This window comes from Fulvitalea axinellae, assembly GCF_036492835.1.
GTDB classification, from domain to species: domain Bacteria; phylum Bacteroidota; class Bacteroidia; order Cytophagales; family Cyclobacteriaceae; genus Fulvitalea; species Fulvitalea axinellae.
On sequence record NZ_AP025321.1, the window covers coordinates 50,120 to 73,983 of the forward strand.

General features: G+C 49.1%; 8 protein-coding genes. 1 reads left to right on the forward strand and 7 read right to left on the reverse strand.

The window, feature by feature from the left end:
* Positions 1–206 precede the first annotated feature (206 nt).
* The 7 genes from AABK39_RS26145 to AABK39_RS26175 all read right to left on the reverse strand — a co-directional run bounded on the left by AABK39_RS26145 (position 207) and on the right by AABK39_RS26175 (position 21,363).
* On the reverse strand, positions 207–953 hold the full coding sequence (locus tag AABK39_RS26145; protein ID WP_338396107.1) for a hypothetical protein: 747 nt from the start codon (positions 951–953) through the stop codon (positions 207–209).
* Positions 954–1,035: 82 nt separating this feature from the next.
* Positions 1,036–12,165, reverse strand: a complete 11,130-nt coding sequence (locus AABK39_RS26150; RefSeq protein WP_338396108.1) for a PKD domain-containing protein — start codon at positions 12,163–12,165, stop codon at positions 1,036–1,038.
* Positions 12,166–12,252: 87 nt separating this feature from the next.
* Positions 12,253–17,439, reverse strand: coding sequence for a hypothetical protein (locus tag AABK39_RS26155; RefSeq protein WP_338396062.1), 5,187 nt, complete (start codon positions 17,437–17,439; stop codon positions 12,253–12,255).
* Between the two features lie 155 nt (positions 17,440–17,594).
* Positions 17,595–18,074, reverse strand: coding sequence for a hypothetical protein (locus AABK39_RS26160; RefSeq protein WP_338396063.1), 480 nt, complete (start codon positions 18,072–18,074; stop codon positions 17,595–17,597).
* Entirely contained in the window at positions 18,058–18,588 is a 531-nt protein-coding gene (locus AABK39_RS26165) for an OmpH/Skp family outer membrane protein (protein ID WP_338396064.1), read from the reverse strand. The genes AABK39_RS26160 and AABK39_RS26165 overlap by 17 nt, the downstream gene beginning before the upstream one ends.
* Before the next feature lie 68 nt (positions 18,589–18,656).
* A complete protein-coding gene (locus AABK39_RS26170) occupies positions 18,657–19,700 on the reverse strand; it encodes a hypothetical protein (RefSeq protein WP_338396065.1) in 1,044 nt (347 codons plus the stop codon).
* Between the two features lie 100 nt (positions 19,701–19,800).
* Positions 19,801–21,363, reverse strand: a complete 1,563-nt coding sequence (locus tag AABK39_RS26175; protein ID WP_338396066.1) for a hypothetical protein — start codon at positions 21,361–21,363, stop codon at positions 19,801–19,803.
* A 678-nt stretch (positions 21,364–22,041) separates the two neighbouring features.
* Between AABK39_RS26175 and AABK39_RS26180 the strand changes: the two genes are divergently transcribed.
* Positions 22,042–23,817 carry a hypothetical protein gene (locus tag AABK39_RS26180; RefSeq protein WP_338396067.1) on the forward strand — a complete coding sequence of 592 codons (1,776 nt, stop codon included), beginning with the start codon at positions 22,042–22,044 and terminating at the stop codon, positions 23,815–23,817.
* Positions 23,818–23,864: the final 47 nt, after the last annotated feature.

Below are 23,864 nucleotides of genomic sequence, written 5' to 3' on the forward strand. Positions count from 1 at the left end.
TATGCGAATCCGAATAGCTTCGTAATGGGGCGTAAAAATCTACGTTATTAATGTCCGGAGCACGGAAGCTACCCGCTACGCTCTTTCTAGGGACGTTTAAGAATTATTTCCCGGTCTGGGTTTTCGGTGGAAAGCAGACTAATCAGAACAGGACTTAGGTGCCTAATACCTGAGTTCAAAGTCCTAATGGGTTATGCTATAATCTTTTATCGTCCCAAAACGTTTTTTAGCTTAGCCATCGCGTTTTTGTCCGGGCAATGGAACCTAAGCTCTCCGAATTCGCCCTTGGGTTTTATTTTTCCTTTGTCGGAGCTTAAGTAACGTTCCGGCCGAAAATAGTTAGAGTCCACCGGGCTTTGGCTATCGAACACTTCGAATACAATCCTTACTTTGTTCCCGTTGCCAAAGCGTTTCGGGTCGTACCGGTAAACCATCTCTTTAGGCTTATGGTCCTTTTTTCCGATATGCAGTTCCATTTCCTTTATATGTCCCTGCCCTTCACCAAAGACGAAAATCTCCACGTTATCTTTTTTATCCTCCGTATGCCGGAGTGTTTTGTATTGTTTGAGGATCTTGTCCATGTTCTGCAGCAGTTGGGCTCCCTGTCTTGCCTTTCTGGCTTCCAAGGGCGTACGTACCCTGCAAAGCAATTGCTTCATGTCCGTTCTGGCCTGAAAGATCAGCCCGTCGCAAACCATGGTTTCCGATCCGTTGAATCGGTTCCAGAAATTATTGCCCGAAAACCGCACTTCGGCCGTATGGTCATAGTAGGGCAAAGAATCGCTTTCGCGCAGGCCCATAACCCGCATTTTGGCATACAGTCGTTCGGCTCCCTCGAAGTGGCGGGAGAGCTCGGACAACCGGGCTTTGGCTTTGTTTTCCTCTTGGCCTTGGGCAAAAGATCCGAATGACAGCAAGGTCCAGAGTATTGCCAGGAAAAGTGTATATCTCATAGTGTCTGTTATTTGCAAGGATGTCCGGTAACGGATTGTGAAATTTTAGTAACCCATATTTTAATGCTTCTCTCTAGACTTCTTATGGTTCAGAAACCGTAATGGTTACCGTGTTCGAAATCTTAGGGGTGTAATTGGGGTTATTACATGTTTTGAGAAAATAAGAAGACGGTTTCTCTACCTTAATCACATAGGTGCCGGGTTCATTGAACGTATGGGTAAATGTAGGGTCCCAAAGATCATTTGTATCGATTAGTTGGTCATTTACATACCAAGAATAGTCGCCTCCTACACTAACATTTTGAGAAGAACAGTTAAACGATACCGTCCCTCCTTGTATGATCGACGTGTGGCTTGGAGTAATGGTGATACTTGGGGTAACTGTCGCGGCGTCTTGTACGGTAAGGGTTTCTGATTTAAAGTCGTTATAACAGTTATCCCCATCCACTTTGACGTAAACCCAAGCATTGGGCCCGAGCCCGATATGGCTTCCACCTATATTGAGGTATGAACCGCCACCTAAGCGTTCGTCATCTCCAAAATATGGGATTCTGTACCACCCAACCGTCGCTCCTTTAGGTCCATCTACAAATCTTATCACTAAAGGATCGGAAGTGTATGAACCGCTACATCTAGGCCCGACATCTATAATAGCTTCAATATCCTTTTTGCCGACGCTTAGGGTCATAGTGGCCGTTTCCGGATTTTCTCCGCATCCGGCGTCCAAAATAAGCTTCGCCTTTATCTGGTCTCCGGTGTTGGGAGAGGCTATAGTCAGCTCGTTTCCGGATTCTCCGCTTACTTTATTCCCGTTTAGGTACCATTCGAATACGTGACTATTGGCTCTGCCGTCACTGACTACGGCATTGACGGTTACGGAGGCGCCGGGACATACCTTGGGGTTGCCGTCCAGGCTTACGGTCGGTATCACGGCTTGTCTTACCGCAACGGTTTCGGTGACAAACGGGGTGTAGCAGTCTGCCTGTATTTCCGCATGCACCTTGTCGTCCGGATTTAGTCCGTTCGACTCGAGCTTATTTCCTTGGGCCAACTCCTGAGTTCCGCCATCCGGCAATTCTTTAAACCAAGTTACCGTATAGTTTTCCGGCCCTTGGCCTATAAGGTTCGTCTCTAGCTTTACGGTCCCTCCGGGGCATATGGCCGTTTTTATTTTGGTAACACCAAAATTCATTTCCAAGGTTCTTACAGTCAGCGTAACAGGTTCCGATTCGGGCTTTTGTGTAACGCAGGATATACCGGTATTGAGTTTCGCTACTACGGCTTGACCGTCCGAAGCCCCCGTATAGGCGAACGTTTTCGTCTTTTCGTCTTTTATCTGTATCCCGTCGATATACCATTCGATTTCCGTTTCCGGTTCTACCCCGTCAACTTGGGCCGTAAAGGTGACCGTCTCGTCCGGACAAAGTGTAGTCTTGTCCGCCGTAACGCTGATAGTCGGGGTCGGGATTTGTACGGTTACGGTTATAGGTTCGGATGTCACTTCCCTGTTTACCAAGCAGGCGCCTGACCCGGCTATAGCGGTAACCGTAGCCTCATATTCCCCTTGGGGGAAATTCGTTTTGCTTAATGCGGGCGTGGCTGTGACCGTTTCCTCACCGTTGAAATTCCACCGGTAGCTTAGCTCCCCGATACCTCCCGTAACATTGGCGTTCAGGACAATCTCCTCGTCAGGGCATAGTGTGGCGGGTCCGCTAAGGCTAACGCTCATTTCCGAAGCGTTCGTTATTGTAACTTGTACCGCTTTCCGTTCCGATTCGGCTCCCGAAGCGTCGGAATTGGCGACATAGTATGTACCGGAGCTTACTATATCCGACGGGTTGAGGGCCGACCCACCGGCGATTACGGAATACCAGCGGAATCTCGCTCCCGAAGGTTTGAGATTACTTACTCTCGGAGTCGGATTGTTACAGAGCGTCTGGTTCTCGTAACCTTCCACGTTCGGCGCTATCACTTTCCCTTTTTTGGCCGCGATATTCGAAACGGATTCCTGTACGGTGAGGATACCCCTTTCGGTTTCGCGTTTTACCAAGTGCAGGTTCCCTTCGTAGTCGTAGTGGTAGAAGGTGGCGAAGTTGTTCTCGTCCAGCGTGGCGCTTAGCCTGAGCGTAGAGGGATCGTAGACATGGCTGTTCATTTGCCCGTCCAGCGGATGAATTCTCAAATCGTCGACAAAATAGGGGGTCGCTGGCGTGGCGCCGGCGAAACGCAAAGACAGCGATTTGGGGACTCCCGTGGCAGGGAATTCCACTTCCACGGCGTACCATCCTTCCACCGATGTGCCCGTTGGCCTGAGTTTATGGCGCTGTTCGATCACTTCGTCATCAGGACCGAAATGCCGGTATATAGCCTCTATGGTCTCGCCGGGCTCTTCGGAGCCGTAGACCCAGGCGGCCACGATATAGCGCTCTTCGGATTTGAGGCGAATATCGGATTGCCTAAACTCTTCGGCGGAAAGGGTACTGCCACTGATTTTTAACGATTTTTTACCCGAATGGGCCCTTTCCGCACTAATATGGTTCTTCAGGTTCGCTGAACTGTGTTCGTATGTATAGCGTAACAGGATGCCTTTCCAAGAGCTTTTGTAGTCGCGCAGGGCATCGTTGGCGTCCAGAGTCACCACGCTGTATTTGGATCCTGTCCAAGCTTGCTGAATACATACCGGCTCCACTCTCCGGTAACCCAAATATCCGTATATGCCGTACAGGTAGTTCTTGTCATGGTTCCAATAAGGGCGGGTAAACAAGAGCCATATCCAGTCCCTTTCGGTAGGTGAAGGCTCTTCCAGCCTTTGGCTATTTTCTTCCACGTATCCGGTGTTTTTGTAACCGTATGTTACGGGAAAGCGTTCCATTATCCATCCCGCGCCTCCCAAGTAGTTGAAATTGCCCCCGGGAAGGTCGTCTTGGATTTCAAAACCGCAATAAGCCACCTCTGCGTGTTCGGCGTTTGACGCCACGGCGACGGGTAGTTGTCCGTCATAGGCGTACAGGGCGGAAGACGGGATATTCAGGGCGTTTACGCTCTCCACCTCAAAACCGTAGGGGTTGTACTTGGTAAGGCTGTCGCTCCTTATCCACCCGTGCAAGTTGTTGAAGCCCTCGTTGTCGTAGTCGAACATATCCAGCTTAAATGTGCCGTCGGTACTAAGGTCGGGACGCCCGGCTCCCATTTTCCGGTTTCTGTCGCTACGGTAAGCGTAGTTGCTGTTGACTCTCCAAATATTTTTCGTGTCACCTCCGGTAATGTCTCTTTGTTGCATCTCCCGGGGTAAGTCGCTGATTGAAAACCCCTTGCCGAAGCCGGTAACGGAGGCCGAAAGCACTTGGTCATAAACCTTGGAAACCAGTTTGTCCTCAGCGTCCTCTATCCGGAACTCATACTTGTCCTTTATGGTGATATTACGAGTGACGGTTTCGGTAAACATCGCACCCAAGGGACACATGTACTCCAATGTCAGCGTAACGGTATATTGGCCGGGAGAGGCGTATATATGTTTGGGCCTTACGTCATTGGTTTCGGGGGTGTCGTCTCCGAAATTCCATGAATATTTGAAGGGGTGTACGGGAAAATCGCTGCTGATGACCGGATCAAAAAGGCTTAGGCATTGCGCTTGCCTGAACTCGATTTCCAATCCGAAATTCAGGTCCAGAGTCTTGACGATCACCGTATTGCTGGCGTCATGGTCGCAGCCGTCCGTTACCAGTCGACGGAACGCCGTATGGGTGCTCAGCTCACGGCTAGGCAACCAGGCATCCGTGGCCCCTTCGACAGGCAACCATCCGCTAGGCGATATAGTCTCGGCCTCGGGGCTGTCAAGGGGTTGGTATTCCCAGCTGTAAGTTCTCTCGGCCGGATTCCCTCCGGAAGCTTCCCGTTTGTTAAGGATTCTCCCGCTGTGGCTATCCGCGCAGACAGTGCTGTGTCCGGAGATCAGCCCGCCCTCCAGGTCGGGGGATATGCGTAACGAGACGATATTGCTTCGGGAAATTTTCGAGCCGCTGACCACTATCCTGCGAAATTGGAACCGTTGCCCTTTGGCGTAATGTTCGAACTCGGGGGTTATGGTCAGGTCTTTCTTATCGTGGAGAGGCACGCTGCGCCAAGTGTAGCCTCCGTTAACCGAGTAGCGCCATACGTAATGGTACTCCCCTTTGCCCCCGGAGGGTTGGGACCCCTCAAAAGTATGGCTCTCGCCAAAGCAGAGGTGGATTTGATCGCCTTCCAGAATATTTCCTTCTATCGCGCAATTCGGAATACTGAACGTTTCGCTCACCGTACAGCGTCCGTTAAAGGTTACGGTAGACGTATAATCGCCCAAAGGAACGTTTGCCAGGCTTTGGCTGTTGTCGCCTACCGGCTGTCCGTTGGCGTCGCGCCACGCGTAGGCCAGCGTACCGTCGTATTCGCCCATCATCTCCAGCGTTATGCTGCCTTTTAGGTTTTGGGGATTGGTTCCGTCGCAAGGGCCCTCCCCCGTTATTTGGGTACTTTCCGTATTATAATGGATATCTACGGGCTTGGGATCCACCGTAACTTTCACTTCGTTCGAGTACACGGTCCGGCATTTGTTGGTCACTTTTCGCCGGTAATATTTGGTGCCTTTCAACGGACCTGGACGATAATGCATCTTGCCTTCGGAAGACGTGATTTCTACCCAACGGCCTCTTTGGCTCTCCTCCCAGATCACCGTAAAGTCCGCGCCGGTGCCGCTTGGGGCTTCCACGCCCCACAATGTTCCGGGCAAAGCTCCGTGGCAGATCACCCGGTCACCGTATATCCTGCCGGGCTTCAGCTCGGGTAGTACGGTGACGGTGATAGAGCTTTTCGCTCCCGTATGCGGTGTCCAAGAAGCACAATCATCCTTAACCAGTAGCCTGAACACGGTTGTTTTATCCAGACCGGCCCAAGGAGTATAAGAGGATTGCTTGGCTTCCGCCGAATTAATGTCATCCCACTCTCCGTTCTCAAACTTTTGCCACTGATATCGGTAGCTTCCGTACCCTCCGCTTGGCGGTCCATAACTAAGGGTAGGCTTGGCGCCGAAACAAACGGTTTGGTCAGCCGACGGCGCGCCCAGCTCCAGTTTGGGGCGTACGGTAACCGTTACATCGTTACTGCTCAAATCACCGCATAAATTTTTCGAGATTCGCCTGAAGGTTGTTGTCTCGGTAAGGTTTATGGAATAAGTAGCGATGGTACTCCAGTCTCGCAGTTCTTCTTCGGAACCGTTTACTATCTTAAACCATCGGTAGGTGACCGTACCATACTCAGAACCAAGGTTTGTAATGCCTTCAAGTTTTGCTTGTCCGTTATAGCAAACTGTAGATGCTTCGGCCCTGATTTTAACGTTTTCTTGGTCCAACGATTCATATACTGATACCGGAACACTACTGGCGATGGTACTCCCACAGTTATCAATGACCTTCCGGTAATAGTATCGTTTTCCCACGATATCGTTATCGGGGGGCGTGATAGTCGGATTTGAGTAGGATTCTGGGTCTAGGTTCTTCAGCTTTCCATTTTCAACGTATTGCCACTGGAACTCGTATGTGCCAAATCCGTCCGAAGGAGCTTCTATTTCCGTTATAGAGGGCATTGCGTCCCCTTTGCAGATTTCTATAGACCCGGGACCTATTCTTCCCGCTTTTAAAGGTTGGTTAATGGTAATGGTGGCTACATTAGAGAACGCTTCCTGACAGTGGTCCGTAACCCGTCGGCGGTATTCGTATGTTCCGGTGTTCCGCAGTATACCCAGTTTCAGCTGTTCGGGGTCGGTCATTCCCACTATATCCACCCATTCACCGTCTACTTTGGTTTGCCACTGGTAAATAAGAGGGGCCGTTCCCCCTTCGGCCAGGGCTTTGCCGAACAAGGTACCGCCTTGGCTTCCGGCGCAAATAGTTTTTTCGCCAACGCTGTTTTCTTCAGTGAAGGAGATTTCCCCTCCCGTTATAAAAACGGGGTATACCTTGACGGCTACCTCATTGCTATATACCGGTTTGTCGCATTCGCCCACGGCGCCACGACGGTAATAGCCGCTAAGGTTGAGGTTTGCGGGGCTATAGTCCGGTCCTGTGGCGCCTACGATCTTGTCTCCGCTCCAGCCTTCAGTCTCGGTACGGTATTGCCAAAAATGACTGACGGCACCTTTGCCTCCCGTAGAAGGGCTCACTTCGTTCAGTTGCACCTCTACACTATTGGGGCAAACGGTTTCTGCCGGACCGCTGATAGTGCCGGCGGTGAGTCCCGAGCCTACCCGTACATAGGCCGTGTTGGATTTTACGGGTTCGGGATACTGACATTCGCTGTCGGTCACGACCCTTCGGTACCGGGCGCTGACGTTTACGTTTACCAAATTCAGCGAAGCTCCCGTCTGTCCCGGAACTTCGGTCCAGGTTTCACCCATCTTCTCCCATTGGTAGCTGATGGTCCCCTTGCCTCCCGAAGCGTCCGTGATGCTGACAAGCGTCCCGTTTTGACCAGCCTCGCAGAGTATAAAATTCTCCGGAATACCGCCGGGGCTCAATGCCGGTTTTACTTCGATATGAATAGGGTTGGACTCGATAGTGCCGCAGTCCATGGCGCCCACCCTTCGGAATTCCAAGCTACTGTACAAGTACCCGACTTGTATCATAGGATCTGTCTGGCCCGATATATCCGCCCAAGCCCCTTCGCCAGCGCCGGCCGAACGGCTTTGCCATTGGTATTCCACGTCCGGGTTGCCCGCATTGCCAAGTTCGCCTCCCAATCCGCCGTAACAGATGGTTTTGGCGCCGGGCAAGGTTTCCGTTTCGTTGGTTCCCACCACCCTGACGGTTATCTCGTTGGAAGGGACTTTCTGACAAGCGTCTTCGGCCATTCGCCTAATCCGTATTTGTCCACCGGTGGAACTTGCGGTGAAGCTGTATTCCTTGCCTCCGGGATTGTCCGGGAAATATTTCCATTCTCCGTTTACAAAACGTTGCCAACGGTAGACTATGGCGCCACAGTCACCGCCCGCGTCGCGAAGGCTTTTTACCGTTATCTCGGAGCCCGCGCATACTTCTTCGGGCCCTTCCACCTGCCCGGCGTAGAAAGTCTGGCTTACAAAAATCCTTACCGGCGCCGTTATGTCTTTTTGGCAACCGTCAGTAACAATCCGGCGGAAGGAGGTTTCGGAAGCTAGAGGCGCGGAAAAAGACAAGCTTGCCCCTGTACCCGGCCATACCTTCCAGCCACTGCCGTCGTCGGATTCCCAGCTGTATTGCAAGGTGCCTTGTCCACCACTGCCTGGCTGGTCACTTTCTATTGTCGCCGGTATGGCTGTTACCGAAGTAGGCGAGGTGGCCATCAGACTGCCGGCGTCAATATCCGAAACGCCAAAGGCCAATATATTGGAGTATACTTCATTACAACCGTTGGAAACCCTGCGAGCAACCTCTACGGTCTGGTCCAATTGTCCAGCGGTAACGCTTGCCCCGGTTTTTCCGGGAAATTCTTTCCATTGACCGTTGGGATTCCTGTATACCCATTGGTATCGCAAAGACCCAATGCCTCCGGAAGCGTCCTCTTGGGAAGTAAGGGTTCCTATCGGATCGCCATCGCAAATATTGGCTTGTCCTCCGGCTATCTTGCCCGCGTTTAACGCTGGCGCTACCCGGATGGTCACGGTATTGGATACCTTATTATCGGAAACCCGTGTTCGGCGGTAACGGTGGGTCTTGTTCAGCGTACCGGGGTCAAGCATAGGGCTGGTGGCTCCGCTAACGGATGCCCATCCGTCGCCAGCGTCATATTCCCAAGTATAATCGCCCTCAGCTCCTGCATTGGAACCGATTGCGGTAGCTGCCGTACCGTAACAGATATATTGGCTTTCGGATATGCCGTTTCCGGCTTGGGCGGGACTTAATAAGGCCACTGAAAGTTTTTGGGTGAAAGCCTCGTCACAGCCATCTGTGACTTTTCTCCGGTAAAGGCCGGTAGGCGCCGACGGGTCGGGGCTGTAAACGACACCGGTGGCGTCGGGGATGTTTTCCCATCCGGTATCGCCAACCTTTTGCCATTGGTAGGTTAAGGTTCCCGTTCCTCCCGAAGCTTCGGCGACATTGGTAAACGGGTCGGGTGCCTGCCCGGACTCAAGTACTTGACTGCCGCTGATTTTCCCCGGATTCAAAGCGGGTGGTACACTGAGCTCCAAGACAGAACTAAGGGCTTGGCAATCGCCTGAAAAAACACGTCTCCGCAACTTAAGGTCTCCCGTGACGGCTCCCAAATCCAATGTGGTGCCGGTAAGGCCCGGAAGCTTCTCCCACTCCGTTTCCCCGGCTCGCAATATCTCCCACCGGTATTTTTCCGCGCCCGGAATATCGGGTCCCAAAATCTGGACTTGGTCGCCCGCCGAGCACAAAGCCCCACTAAGGCTCAACTCACCGCCGTCCAGGTCCGATCCCGTACGGACGGTAACCGTATTGGAAACTTTGGGTAGAGCGCAACCCTCCGTAGCTTCCCTGCGGAAAACGGTTTCCTCGCCGAGGTTTTCCGACAGGCTCATATTTGCGCTTGTCTGTCCGTCTACGGGAATCCAATTCCCGTCTTTATACTTTTGCCATTGGTAGCTTACGGGCTGTCCGCCCGCGCTTACGGCCTCTTCCTCACTGAGAATCTCTATTGGGCTTCCCGGGCAGACCCTGCCGGGACCCTTGACCACGCCTCCAGACACCAGTTCCCGTACCCTAATCCATACTTCCGGACTTTCCTTCGGATCGCATTCGTCTTGGGCTACGCGACGGAAACGGACACTTTTGTTCGGGGAGTCCACACTCAACGATAATTTCCCATCGGAATCGTTGACTTTACCCCAGCCCTGTCCTTCGTCTTTTTCCCAGAAGTAATTGACCGTTCCTTGTCCGCCGGAAGCTTCTGTCACGTTGGCCAGCGTTATTTTTCCAGTCTCACCGGGACAGATATCTTTTCCGCCGCCTATTGTTCCGGCGTTAAGCTCCGGCATGACCGTAACGTTCACCGTCTCCTTTATTCCATAGCTCGAAGCGCAGTCATCATATTCCCTCCTGCGAAAAACGGTGTTCTCCTTAAGCGGTCCCAAGGTCAACGAAGCTTCGGTCATACCCGGTAACGGAAACCATGTATCCACGCCGGTGCGCACTTCCCATTGATATTTGATATGGCCTGTCCCCCCCGTAGCGGGAGTTACACTCTTGACCACTCCGCCCGGCTTGCCGTAGCAGACCGTAATGTCTTCGCCGATTTCGCCTTTTTGTAATGGCATTCCGGCTTTTACGGTCACGATATTCGAGTACTGGTACTCGCCGCATTTGTCCGTGATTTTTCTGCGGTACTCGGCGCTTTCGGTTACCTCTTTCAGGTCAAGGTTCTCTTTGCCTTCGGAATCCGCGACGGGAATAAAATCACCGCCTTCCACTCTTTTCTCCCAAAGGTAAACGGCATCCAATCCCGTTCCGGGTTTTTCCGATCCCAATGTGCCCGTTCCACTATGGCATATCTCTTCGGGCCCCGATATTTTACCGCCGGTCGGTTCCGGGGCTATATCTATCCTTACTGCGTCGGTATAGGCGCTAACCCCACATTCGTCCTGTACGGCGCGCCTGAAACGGCTCATTTCCGTAACGGCTCCGGGGTCGTAGTTCTCGGTAGCGGAGGAAGCGATATCCTTCCATTCTCCGTCTCCGAATTTTTGCCAACGATAAGTCAGGTTGCCGTATCCGTCGCTGGCAGCCGTCTTGTTGGTCAATATAGCGGGATTACTGTTTGCGCAAACGGTTTGGTCATCCCCAATCTCGCCGGCTACAGGACGGGGTCTCACGTTTACGGTAATGGGGTCTCCTCCTACCGTTTTCCAGTTACCGCCACAATAACCCGTAACCGTCCTTCTGAAAATGGTGCTCTCGTACAAAGGGCCGATCTCCACTTCCGCCAGATTCATGCCCGGCATTTCTTGCCAATCACTACTGCCTAAAGGTGCGGATTCCCATTGGTAAGTGGGGGTGGTGATACCACCGGACGCAGGGGATTCGGGTTTTGGAACAATCTTTCCGACTGGTATGCCTTGGCAAATTTCTATCTCTGTACTGTTGTCTTGATCAAACATCACCTTACCAGCGATTACGGCGGGAGTGACCTCGATGGTTACTGGACTGCTCCTTACGGTTCCGCAATCGTTCTTGGCGATACGGGTAAAAGTGTAGGTAACAGTTTGGGGCTCGGCAAACGCTTCCGAAGGCGTATAGCTCGCTCCGGTTGCTCCCTCAATTTCAACCGGCGCTTCATTGCCTTTCTGTCTTTCCCAAGTATAAGATATCGTTCCGCTTCCTCCGCTGGCTTCCGTTTTGTTGCCGATTAACGTTTCGGGTAATTCCCCGGAACATAAGCCAGTACTTGTGCCTCCTCCCGAAGCGACTATCTGCCCCGCTATCAGAGCCGGGGTTATATTCAGTTCTACCGGGTCGGTTGCTTCTTCTTGTAAGCATCCATTTTCAAAATCATTGGAGGCTACCCTTCGGTAAAAAGTGGTTCCTGCCACTGGGTTAGGCAATGTCAAAGAGACGTTTTCGGCTTTTGATATTTCTTGCCAGTCTGTTTGCCCGTCCGCACGGCTTTCCCATTGGTAAATAATATCACCCGATCCTCCCTCAGCGTCTTGCTCACTACCGATCGTTATATCATCCATATTGGCGCACAAAGTGCCTGACGGAGCGGAAAGGCTTCCGGGGGTAAGTTTTCTCACTATAGTTACAGTCACCATATTACTGACGCCAGAAACCCCTTGACTGGCTACGGTACGGGTGATTCCCAAAATGATAAGAGAGCTATTACCGCTACTATAGTTACGGTAAGCTTCCAGGTATTTTGCCGTTAACTTAAGTCCCCTTTCATTTAGGGTAATATCCGCATTGTTTGGAATAACGATTTCTTTGTTATTCTTGTCAAGAACCTTGATAGTCCAATTATACCCATAACCGCTTCCCGCTCCTCCGCTTGGGTGACTGCCCTCGATTTCGTAATCCTTGTCATCGCAAATGACAGAATTTGTAGTTACCCTAATGATGTTGTCCGTGATCTTGTTATGTCCTGGCGACTCGTCGCCCCCCGAATCCTGGCCGAAGGCCATCCCGCTCAAAAAAATCATTTGGGCGACAAAACAAGCGCGGAAGAAAAAATTGAACTTTATGCTCATGATCCTAAACTGAATGGTTCCGTCTGTCACGGAAGCGGTAAAATATTTCCTTGATTATACGGAGGGCCCCAAGGGCCCGAAGGCCCTTTACGGGGTATATTGGTTAAAGCGTTTGACTTTGAAAGGTGTCTTCCGAGGACTTAGGCCATTGTCCTCAAGCGGATTGCTCAAGCTGACCACATTAGCCGTTTCGGCCTCCAACAAATTGGAGTAACCGGACCGCACCACCTCAAAAGCGTAAAGTATCGGAATGTCTTTGCGGTCTTGGTAGGGGATATCCTCGTTTTTCTCTTTTTCGCTAAGCTTTGGCGCTCCGGACATATATATGGCGATACTGCCCCTGCCGGTCGACACGATACGGGCGACGCCCACCGCCTCTTTCCGTTTTTGTTCCTCGTCAAGGGCGTATACCATCAACTCGTCCCCTTCCACCAGTGGCGATTCGTGATTAACCGCCCGGAAATCGGTAGGATAAAGCAAGTACTCTTTGCTAGAGGTTTCTTGGTCCACTTTCTGGATCGTGGCCCGGAAGGCGTATCCGATATTTTGGTAAGCAGGCCCCATGCCCTTATACTTGTAGTATGCGGGAACGGAGTAACTGTATACCGGCGCTCCGAAATCATTACGTTCGCTGCTCAGCAAGACTTTGCCCGTAAGAGCGTCCCAAGCCAAGTTTTCGGAATGGGTGGTAGCGCCATCGACTTTACCGCGGACCTCTTTCAGAATACCGCGACGATGGATAATCTTGTTGGTTACAATAGTTTTAAGTTCTTTTTCAGAGCTGGATCCATTTGGCCATACTGTATATATAGGGATAACTATAGGAACACCAAAAACGATAATTGTAACGAAATCTACGTTTAGGTTTACACCTCCCTCAAAGTTTCTTTGCACGCTATATCTAGCGTCGGAGAAGAGTTCACTACTTTGGGCCATTATCCTTCTTTCGCTATCGGGAACAGTGCCTTCGCTCTCCTTTTCGAACGGTAAAAGCATCCGCTGATCCTTACTGACCCTAAATCGGTCATTACGTAACTTGCGAACCTCTTTTCCTTGATAATAATGTGGTTCGCTATAATAGTGGTAAGAGATTTCTTTATAAGGTTTATTCTCAAAATCCCCATTGGCCCGTTGGCGGTACTCAGCCGTACGTCGAGTTTTGCCGTGCATATCGTTCAGGACCACACTATAGCCTTGACTGGCAGCCATACGGTCTATTGTTACCTGACCGACAAACGGGATAGGAATAAATAAGCTATAAGGAGACCGCATATCGATACTGGTTTCGGAGGCCAATACCGGAAATTCTTTGGCCGTATAGAATTCGTATTCTTGCATACCTGTACTGCCTCTTTCGTCCGCTCCCTCAAAGTATTCCTGTACATACTTTAGGGGGTATGGAGTATTTTCCCCCTCAACCCGTTTGCGATATTTCCAAGCGAGATCTGTGGAGGACAAACTGCTGACCCTAACCCTGCGGTATCCCACTTCTGGCCCGGGGTAATAGCTTTCGTTCACTGGATATTCGAAAAAGAGGTTATTGTCAGTCTGTAAGGCAACGGACTGTTTATACTTTTTGGCGTAACGCAAAGCGTTTTCGTCTCCACCTACCATCGGTTCATAGGAGGCTACACCACTACTGACCATCTCCCCTCTATCGTTGGGAATACGATAATCATAATATTGCCCATAGTACGAGGCTTCGGACCTGCCGTCTCCGTCCCATATATCGCGCATGGTCAGCTGTTTGACCCTAAGTCCCCCGCCATGCTTTATGCCGTCGGGACTCTTTAACCTTATCACGGATTCATTCAAGTCGATATGGCGTCCCCATCCTCTTTCCTTAGGAAGTCTCCAATAGTCGCTGAACAAATAGCTTAGCATGGGGATGATGGTGATAACCTTCAGAAAGTCCGAAACACCGGGATCTTCCGCACTCATACCCACTGGATCTAACCTTTTGGGGTAGTTTGCTCTAAGGTGTTGCCAACTGAACATGGAAAAGGGATGATATCCTCGCTTCGTGTTAAGCGTAAGAAAACCGTAGTATCTATAGTTCCCCTCTTCGCCCCTTCTTTCGATTCCAACCTTGTCATAATTCAGAACTTTCCTCTCACTATCGGCGTAAATATCCAGATCTGCGTATCCCGTAACATAGTCCCAGTTTCGGTCACTTGAAAGATCTCCCAAATTCGTCTTGATCCGGAAAAATAACTGCCCGGCATCTGGCGTTTCCCAACCACTCAAATAGTGAGTGGCCAGATATTCCCCAAGGGCTTCCTTACGTTTGTCTTCGGTATCATTAGCTCCAAAGATTGCTTCGGCTTCCTGTTTGTCTTCCAGTTCGAAGTATACCTTAGGACTTAATTTTTCAAACGTGGTCGGATTTATTTCTCCGACATACATCCTTTTACTCTCGGGATCATCGGGGTTAACCATTTTGAACATCTGTTTGGCTTCCCGGTGTTGCACATGTGAATAGTCATCACCTTCGTAATCCACGAAGATTTCGGATCCGGTAGGCAATTTCACTCGCCTGAGGCTCCAGGAGGCCATCCAGCGGTCGTATTCCTCACGTTCGCTTTCGGGCTTCTGTTGTACATAAGGCGACCGGTGGGCCGACTCATAATCAACGGTTTCGGGATTCTCGCCCAAATCCCGGTAATATCCCCATCTGTCGTTATAGAATTGGTTATAATCCGGATTGTCCATACCTGTCCCATAGTCGAATTGGTAGTGCGGATAGTCTTCGTACGACTTATCCTCATCGCCCCCGGAATGTTCCACCCCAACACCGTATTCGAACCACAACTTTTTCAAAGTCAGCTTTCCAGTCTGACCCGAGGCCTGCTCTTCGGCCGTGGCGGTAGTCCGGTTAGGAATACCCTTACAGAGCCCGTATCCGTAGTTAAGCCCGATTTTCTTTTGTATAAAACGTTGGTTCTTGGGTTTTTTTGATTCCTCCCGGGTCATCAAAAGGATTTCGTTTAGCCTTTTCAAGCTCTTTCGTTTGTGCGTGTGCCCTGGGTCAGTTTGTTGATTTTGGGTATAACTCCATGCCCCTAACCCATCCTTGCGTTCACTTAGCTTAAATTCGGCGACGTAGGACTTGGTTTCGGCACGCGTCAGATACCAAATCTCCTTTTCGCCATAAGTAAAAGACGCTTTGTTATCATCATTATCAATACGCATACCTTCCATATGACTAGCACCCGAGTAGGGGCTTCTCCATTTGTATAGATCACCTTCTTTCTGATAAGTGAACTTGACCCAATACCCCAGATCATCCGCACTGACTCCGTTGCCCGTAATATCTACATAGTCAGGTCCAACCACAGCGGTTAAAAGATAAGCGTGCGGATAAGCGGGAATATCTTTTTGATCATATAACTTATCTCCCTCTCCATAGCTTATTCTTTCTCCTTCTCCAAAGAAGTTCGGTTTTGTCTTGATTTTAGCTACACCTTTGTCTGTTTGGCTAGGTCTTTTGACACTAAAAAGATAATCTGACTGACGCCGATTATAGGCTGGAATACCGTATACGTACCTCAAACCGGAAGTATTGGTTACCACCATTCCGGCAAAGTGGTGTTTAGGATAATCCTGTTCCTGCCGATTTAATCCCTCTACCTTAAGTAAAGAAAGTTCAGATTGTCCGGAAGCGTTCAGTATCTGTTCGTTGGTAAAATATTGGATAGGTTGTGGGCGCGCTTTACGACTTAGATCAGGATCGTTAATTGTATTGCCGTTTTGACGTATTACGTCTCTGGCTTTCCGGTTGGAAGGGCCTCCGGTAAGTCCCAGGCTAAACGCCTCGTCCCCTCCCTCGTTTTTCCACCTTTGAAAACTCTCTACCGATTGTTCTCCGTGAACTTTCAGGTAGGATGCTTCGTCCGTCGTATATTCCTGTTCGGTGTTTTTAAACTTGAACTTATCAAAAGCCCCGTTGCCCTCTTCCCAAACATGGCTCCTTCCCAAGCTCATATTCAAGCTTAAATTACCCCCAACATGGGCGAATGTAGGTCCAAAATCCCCGCCTAAGGACCCTCCATAACTATCAATAGTCGACAATGGATCGTAAATAAGGCCTCGGTCATTTCTGTACCCCCTATACATACCGCCGATTCCTTGACCTACTGCCGAAAAAATATCATAAGTAAGGGATGGTATCGCTAAGTTTACAGCATCCTCATGTACGATACCATCGCGGTCGCGGTTAAAGTCAAGCATTGCATCTAAGCTCTGATACTGGCCTTCTCCTCCCATATTTAGGTACCCATAACTAGGATAATTGATTGTCTTGCCATTATCTTTTAGCCCTTGGCGAGTATAAAACCCACCAGCATATCCACCACCAAAGAATCCCCAAAACGAAGCTCCTATATTTACCTTTATATTGGCGGAAAAATTTCGCATGGGCCTACTTATTTGAGGGGTATACCCCGGACTAGCGAAACTGAGATGGGCACCTGCCCTAATGGATCGTTCTTGATACCCTCGTTTCTTGCTAGTGCCAGGATCAGGGAGCCATCTCTTTTTGGCTCTTATTTGAAGAGAAATATCTTTAAGTCCTTGTCTATTGTTATAGCCAATAGCCCCGGAAAACGAGGCATTGTTTTTCACTGTTTTTAATTGTAAACTATTATCGAAGCTTATCGAAGAGTTTAGTTTAGCATTGACCCCATCATCAGAACTTATGCTGGCTTCTGCCCCTAGCCCGAATCCAATTCTATTAAACCCTGTACTTTTAGATACTCCAAGGCTAGGATCTAAACTGTAACCGAATCCTTTGTAGTTATTATATTGTATCGTAACCCCTATAGCTAAATTAGCTGCACCAAAAATTTTCTTAATCCCTCCACCATTAACTCCCATAGTGTGACTGGGAGTCATGGCCTGTGTCACCTTTACTTCGTCCCCCTTAAACTCATCGGGAAGACCGCGCATTTGCCGGTTTATGGCTCCGGGGTTCAGGCTCCATCCCAAGCCTACCCAGCTGGCTTCCTGATCCATGGTTATCCCGCCATGGTAAGCCAGGTTAAAAGGGTAACCGCCATTGGGACCGGGCAATTCGAACAACGGGATATTGTACGTGAAATCGCCGGAAAAAAGATTGACCATATCGGTGGTGCCGAAGGGCTCAAAGCCCTGTACCTCCGGCTGGGTAGGCCCGGAAGTAAGCGCATAGGCTACGGGTACCAGGGTCTCGTACGAGAGGAAATGGACGGCGATAAACGCTGCCAAAAACCTAAAAAATCGACTTCTTCTATACATAACCAATTTATACTGTTTCCTTTTCCTTAGGCAAAAATCGGCTGGCCTTCGGGCCTACCGGTATGCGCAAAAATCTGTTGTCTTTCCGAAAAACTTCGCTCCAGCCCTAAAGCCATAGCCGAACTTGCATCAAATAATTTTAGGTCGATTTCCGTTTATAAATCCAACGGTATCTTGACCGGCCCCGTACCGAAACGATCGGAGTCAATAACCAGTTTCGCTGTCCGGCCCCGAAGGTTTTTTCCCGAAAAACCCAAGCTAAACCGTCTGGCCGGCGACAGGTCAAAAGAGCGCTCAAAGTGCAAAAAAACGCAAGGGAACTTCTCTTTCCCGGCTTCCAGGTACAGGTCTTTTTCAAAAGCGTAAGACAGGTAATGCAAAAACCGCTGTTTGTCATCTTGTCCATTCGAATGGGAAGCCACAAAGTCTTGTCCGTTGACCATTTCCAAGGACAGTGACAGCCTTTGTCGCTTTTCGGCGGATTCCATAAGTTTTGCGGAAAAACGATATCGCCCCACTTCCCGGCTCCCAGTGTCTCTTTTGCCGCAGGATACCGTCAATAATCCCAAAACCGCCCATAGGACTACGTTGCCCAATGCGCGTTTTCCGTAAGTGTGATTACAGATCCCCCTCATATTTCCCGTTTGCGTATTCCAATACTTGGTCCGTGATATCATCTTCGGTCCGGGCGTACATCAGGTTTCCGGACCCTTGGGTACCGAAAATAAAACGGTAGCCTTTTTCCTCTCCGTACTCTTTGACATAGCCGTTTAGCCTTTTCCAAATATTGTCGGTGTACGTTTGTGACAGTCTTTGCTCTTCTTGTTCAAAAGATGCTACCGAATTGGCGTATGCCCTTCGCGCCTTTTTTAGGTCCGGTCCATCAAGCGTCGCCTTTTCCATAGCGACCTTCATCGAATCCAGTTGTCCATTGCGGATAGTCCGTATTTTCTCAAGTTTGGCTTCCAAGTCTTTTTTGCCCGAAAACCCCTCAAAAAGAGCCGCCGTCCTGATAATCCCTTCTTTTTCGGCAGGACGAAAAATGTATATCCCGTATACCGTACCGGCTCCCACAACAAAAGCGATTAGGCTTGCGAAACCGTACCGGAACCATTTTGATCCCGCCCCTCTATCTTTTTTACTCTCCATACCAAATATTTTTCCAGGGAGTCCAGTAGGCAATACTGGTACTCCGTACGTTTCAGTCTCTTTTAATATTATAATCCGTCACCACCTATTCGCCTTCCTTTGCTTCCGTTGCCCGTGTCATCTCCGTCGATGGGACTGATATGAAGTACGTTCTCGGTGTCTTCTTCGCTTCCGCAATCGATATAGGCTATCTCCACTCCCTCTTTGCCACAGGCGTCATAAAGCAACAGGATCACGTAATAACCCAAAGGCTTTTCCGCAACAACGACTGTTTCCGCTTCCTCCGTTGCAAGTTTGGCGTGCTTTGGAGCGTAAAGGAGTTGAACACCTTCAGGGTCCAGCGCTATTTTCCAAGTGATATTATAGGGAGGAGTACCGCCGGATACCCGGCCTGTATAACTTACACGAGCTACTTTGCCCGGATTTTCACAATCCACGTCAAGGGGCACCGCTCCGATATGCCCTTTTAGGGGCGGTAATGGAGGGGCCAGTTGAAAGGTAAGGTGATGTCTGCGACCGAGCTGGTCACGAACCTCTATCTCGTATTGCTTATGGGTACGAAATGGCACGGGTGGCTCGTAGTTTCTCAAATCCAGTTCGTAGCGATTAGCTCCCAAGGTTTTATGCCCCAAGGCCAGATTGAGTTGCTCTTTTCCGAATCCGTCGACAATTCGACAATACAGCGGGTCGTCGGAATCGTAATTCTCGGTGAACGAGAAACGCAATATCCCGTCACGCACCGTTATGATGTTCCGGCCGTATTCCTTACTCAAAGGGGGGTACAACTTATGTGTGGAGGGCGAGTTTAAGGACTCTTCCTTCACCCAGATATAAGAGAGAAATTCCCTGACCGATTCCCCTTTTCTTTTCCACTGGTATACGGTGCCGTCTTTTACGGCGATACGGAGTTCGCTGGCCGTAGCGACGCTTTTCCGGGTCCATTCACCTGCGTTTTTTTCCCGGTACTCAAGCGTATCCGCCACGCCCACCGGAATAAACGCGTACTGTTTACCGCTCTCAAACCTTAGTTTGGCAAGCTGTTGCCCCCTCAGTTCCGATAAGGACGCCACCAACAAAAAAATAACAAGGGAAGAGTAAAAATACTTGCTCATAGGCCAATCACTTAATTCTTGCTTTAGCGAGGGCACCGCTCCTTCATCGTAGGTGTACAGTGCTTAACACAGTATTATCGATATACATTAAAAACCGTAATCATAGGCTAAATCCCAGGCGTACCTTCCACCGCCTTCGGTCTCCGGGAAGTCCGGTTTCCCCCAACACACGGTAGAACGCCGATAAATGCACGTAGCGCCTAGCGCGGATTTTGATACGGTAACCGCCACCCAAAAGCAGGGCCCCGGCGATCTTTTTCTCGTCGAAACCGATTCCCTCCCGCCTGGCCGTCAGTCCGGACGGGTGCACGTTGGTTTCGGCCTGTATATAGTACCGTTTCCGGTACATATACCGCAGAAATGACCGCAACCCGAGAGAGTGCCTAACGCTTACCGACGTATCGGCGGAAATACGGAAGTCCAAGCCTATGCCCGCATACCAATGCCGGCTTAACTTGTAACCGATGGCCGGGGAGAATCCGAAATCCTTATAATTTTCGAAATCCACGTCAGTCACTATATCGGCGAACAAACGTTTTTTCGTGTCCTCCACTTTATCGGAAAAGGTTACCGTTTCGAATTTGTCCCCAAACTTTCCCGTCCGTTTCTTTATTCTTTTCTGCTTTTCGGCCCGTAGTTTAGCTTCTATTTTTTTTCTCCACGCCTTATCACTTTTTTTCAAAAGCTTACGATACCGTTCAGGATCTGCCTTTCTGAGACTGTCGAGCAGTTCTTGTCTTCTTTCCGCTTCGGCGCGCGCCTCGATTAGCTCTTTGTATCCCTTGCGTTTTCTAAGGCTGTCTTCCAACGCAACCAAAGCGCGGTCCCCTAAATATTCGGGAGATCCTATATTGGGATAACTGTTCCTCAAGCTGTCAAAAGGAACCCGGTTTGCCTTACCTCGGAAGGCTTCCAAAGAATCCTCACTCCAACCCTGTGATCGTAACGAGTCCAGCAAGTGACTTTTCCACGCCTCCTTTCCAAGGCTGTCCGCCAAATACCGCCGGATATTCCCGGTTTCCAAAGAGTCTTGCAATGCCTTTTCCCAGTCCGTTTTTTCCAGCTTGTTCCTAAGCGTAGTCAAGCTGTCCAATTTTCGTTCGCCCGCTCCCAGGGAATCCCTCCGGGCCATAATCAGGCTGTCGGATTTTTCTTTCCACCGGCTCCCGAATAATTCCTTGGCTAAAGCCTCCCTGTCGGTGAGCTTGTTCTTTAGCGCCTCGCTACCGCCTTTATCATACCCCTCTCCAAAAAGAGCTTCCGCTACCGCCTTTTCGCTCCGGTCACCACTCTCGCCGAACGGGTCTTCCCCCAATTCAGGCAAGTGTTCGTTTAGCCTTCTTTCGGCGCGCGCGCGGTAAATAGCCCTGTCCCTATATCGTTGTTGGTTGTCCCGTATATGTTTGCCGTAACGTTTCTTGTCTTTTTTGTCCAACAGGCTATCGAAAGCGTAAACTCCGTTCAGTACCCGATCCTGTTCTATCTCCTGGTCACTGTCCCATACCTCGCTTTCCCGCATATCGCCCCTGTCGTCCTTAAGGCTGTCGTAACTGTACCTTAAAGTGCGCCTTGCCCGATGGCGCCCACCTCCACAGGACGAAGCCAACGCTAGAAGGCATAGTATCGTGAGCGTAAGTACCGTAGTCGAATACGTATTGGACATATATTTAGATGGACATTATGAAGCACAGTGTACCGACATTGATTCGGCAAACTAAAAGCAATGGCTTGATGGCGAAAAACGTCAATGTGGCGACTATTCAAGACGCATGCATGCTACATAATATATAATGTAAAAATAAGCCTATAAAATGGTGTTGCGGTTTTCATATATCGCAAATATAGACTTTCGCTTTATTTATTTATTCAATAAAAGAGAGCGTTGTTTGACACAATATTACTATGGTTTTTGTTTTATTTTTTTGACTATTAAAAAGTTTTTTTAACAGCGGTTTTTACATTCAGCTATATATAAGCATGTTGTGAAATAAACTAAAAACATAAAAATTAATTATTTAAACAATCATTACGTATGAAAGCATGTGTTTTATGCATTTTTGATACATTCAACTGATGTTTAATTATTTATATTCATAAGCAAAGTATAACTGTACAAGCGCCTCTTGATGCTATATTTTCACAACATTTTTCATTATAAAAGATTTCGTCATCTGGCCTAAGGAACAGTTACAACCAGAAATAAAATGCGATACTGATTATTATGCGTCCCCTTAGTCCATAGCTAGAATAGCTGTAAAAACACAGTGAGCTATGTTTCCCTCCACGGATGGCCCCACACCAACAATAACGTAGGGACTGGGTTCGTCCATAACAAGACAAAATGAAAAAGAAACTTTTATCCCTAATATTGCTGTTATTGCCTATCCTGAAAACTCAGGCCCAAACTGTTTTTCCTGACGGGTTAAAAATTAATTTTGACAAACCTATTTTGTTCGACAGCGGAAACGGAGGGTTTTCAACAATTATTGATGCTTCAGGATACCCTTCTAAAGGATGGCCTAATAATAGGTCTGATAACTATTGGATACGTTTGAGGTCACTTGGAGGTACGCATATTGTCCTTAACACAGACGGGGTTCCAGGCTCCCCTGAGAACCCATATGACCACCTCACGATCTGGCAAGGAAATGTTGACGGAGACAAACTCTTCTCTGTCACCAATATAGGTAGGGGATATCTAAGAAATACACTCGGAATTGGCATTGAAAAAACCACTGTTGGGGCTTCCGCTACATCATCAGAAGGTCAAAGTCTAAACCCTCTCTTGCAACTACATAGCAATGCTTCCGGAGTAAACCCAACTCTTCATATTAGTGCCCATAATACGGACGAAGCCAGCTTGCTATTAACCGAAAACACTGAAAACAACGCCTATGGCGCACGCCTTTTTTACGACGGAAATAGTGGATCTTTTTTCAAAATCGCCATAGGGGATCGAGGAACATGGACAGACCGATTCGTTATTCACCGAAATGGTAATATAGGGGCGGGTACCCAAGTTCCCCAAGCCGACTTTCACCTTAAAAGTGCTCGTGCGAATATGTATATTGAGAATACAGACCCGAGTAATTGGGCTTACCTTCGGATCCAAGGCCCTACAACCAATTTTTGGGATATTGGCCAATATGGAGATAGCGAACATCTGCAATTCAGACCAAGGGGACAAAGTGTGAACAGAGTCGTTTTCAAACAAAACGGAAATGTAGGTATCGGAATAAGCGACCCCGATCCAAGCCATCGCCTTACGGTTTATGAAGAAGAAGCCCATGATATCGCCCTATTCAATGGCAACACCATAAACGGACTTAACCAAGACAGGTTTAACCGGATTTTGGTTCAAAACCGAAATGGACAACGCAGTTGGATCGGTTTGGAAGGTAGCGGTAGCCAAGCTATAGGTTATTTGGGATTGGAGCATAAAGAAAATGCAATCAACCCAGTTATTACATGGGACAAATCGGGCAATGTTTCCATAGGAAAGTCTATTAGCTTAAACCCTTCCGACGGAATACCTAGTCTATATACAGGAAAAGGCGGATCGGAATTTAATAGGTATCTCCAATTGCTGAATTCAAAGGAATTTAAATCGGCTTCCGGGCTTAAAGCTGGCGGCATATTAGTTTCAGACGCATATAATTACGCTTCTCCCGGAAAAAACAACCTAATCGTAAAAGGAAAAATAGCCGTAGGGACCTCTTCTGTCACTAATCACGCCCTCACCGTAAACGGCACCATCCAAGCCAAAGAAATCAAAGTCAGCCTCGACGGACTCCCTGCCCCAGACTACGTATTCGAAAAAGACTACGACCTGAAAAGCCTCGGGGAAACCCAAACCTATATCCAAGAAAACGGCCACCTCCCCGGCGTCCCCTCCGCCGAAACAATGGAAAACGAGGGCCTCGACCTAAAGAAAATGAACATGATCCTCCTCCAAAAAATCGAGGAATTAACCCTTCACGCCATCCAACAGCAACAAAAAATCGACAACCAAAACAAGGAAATGGAATACCTAAAGAACCAAAACAAAACGTTTCAGGAAAAAGTCGACAAAATCGATCGCCTAGAAAAGCTCCTCTTAGAATTGAAAGCCAATTAAAATGAGCGCATAACCATTTCAGGCGCAATAAAAGAAAAACAGAAACT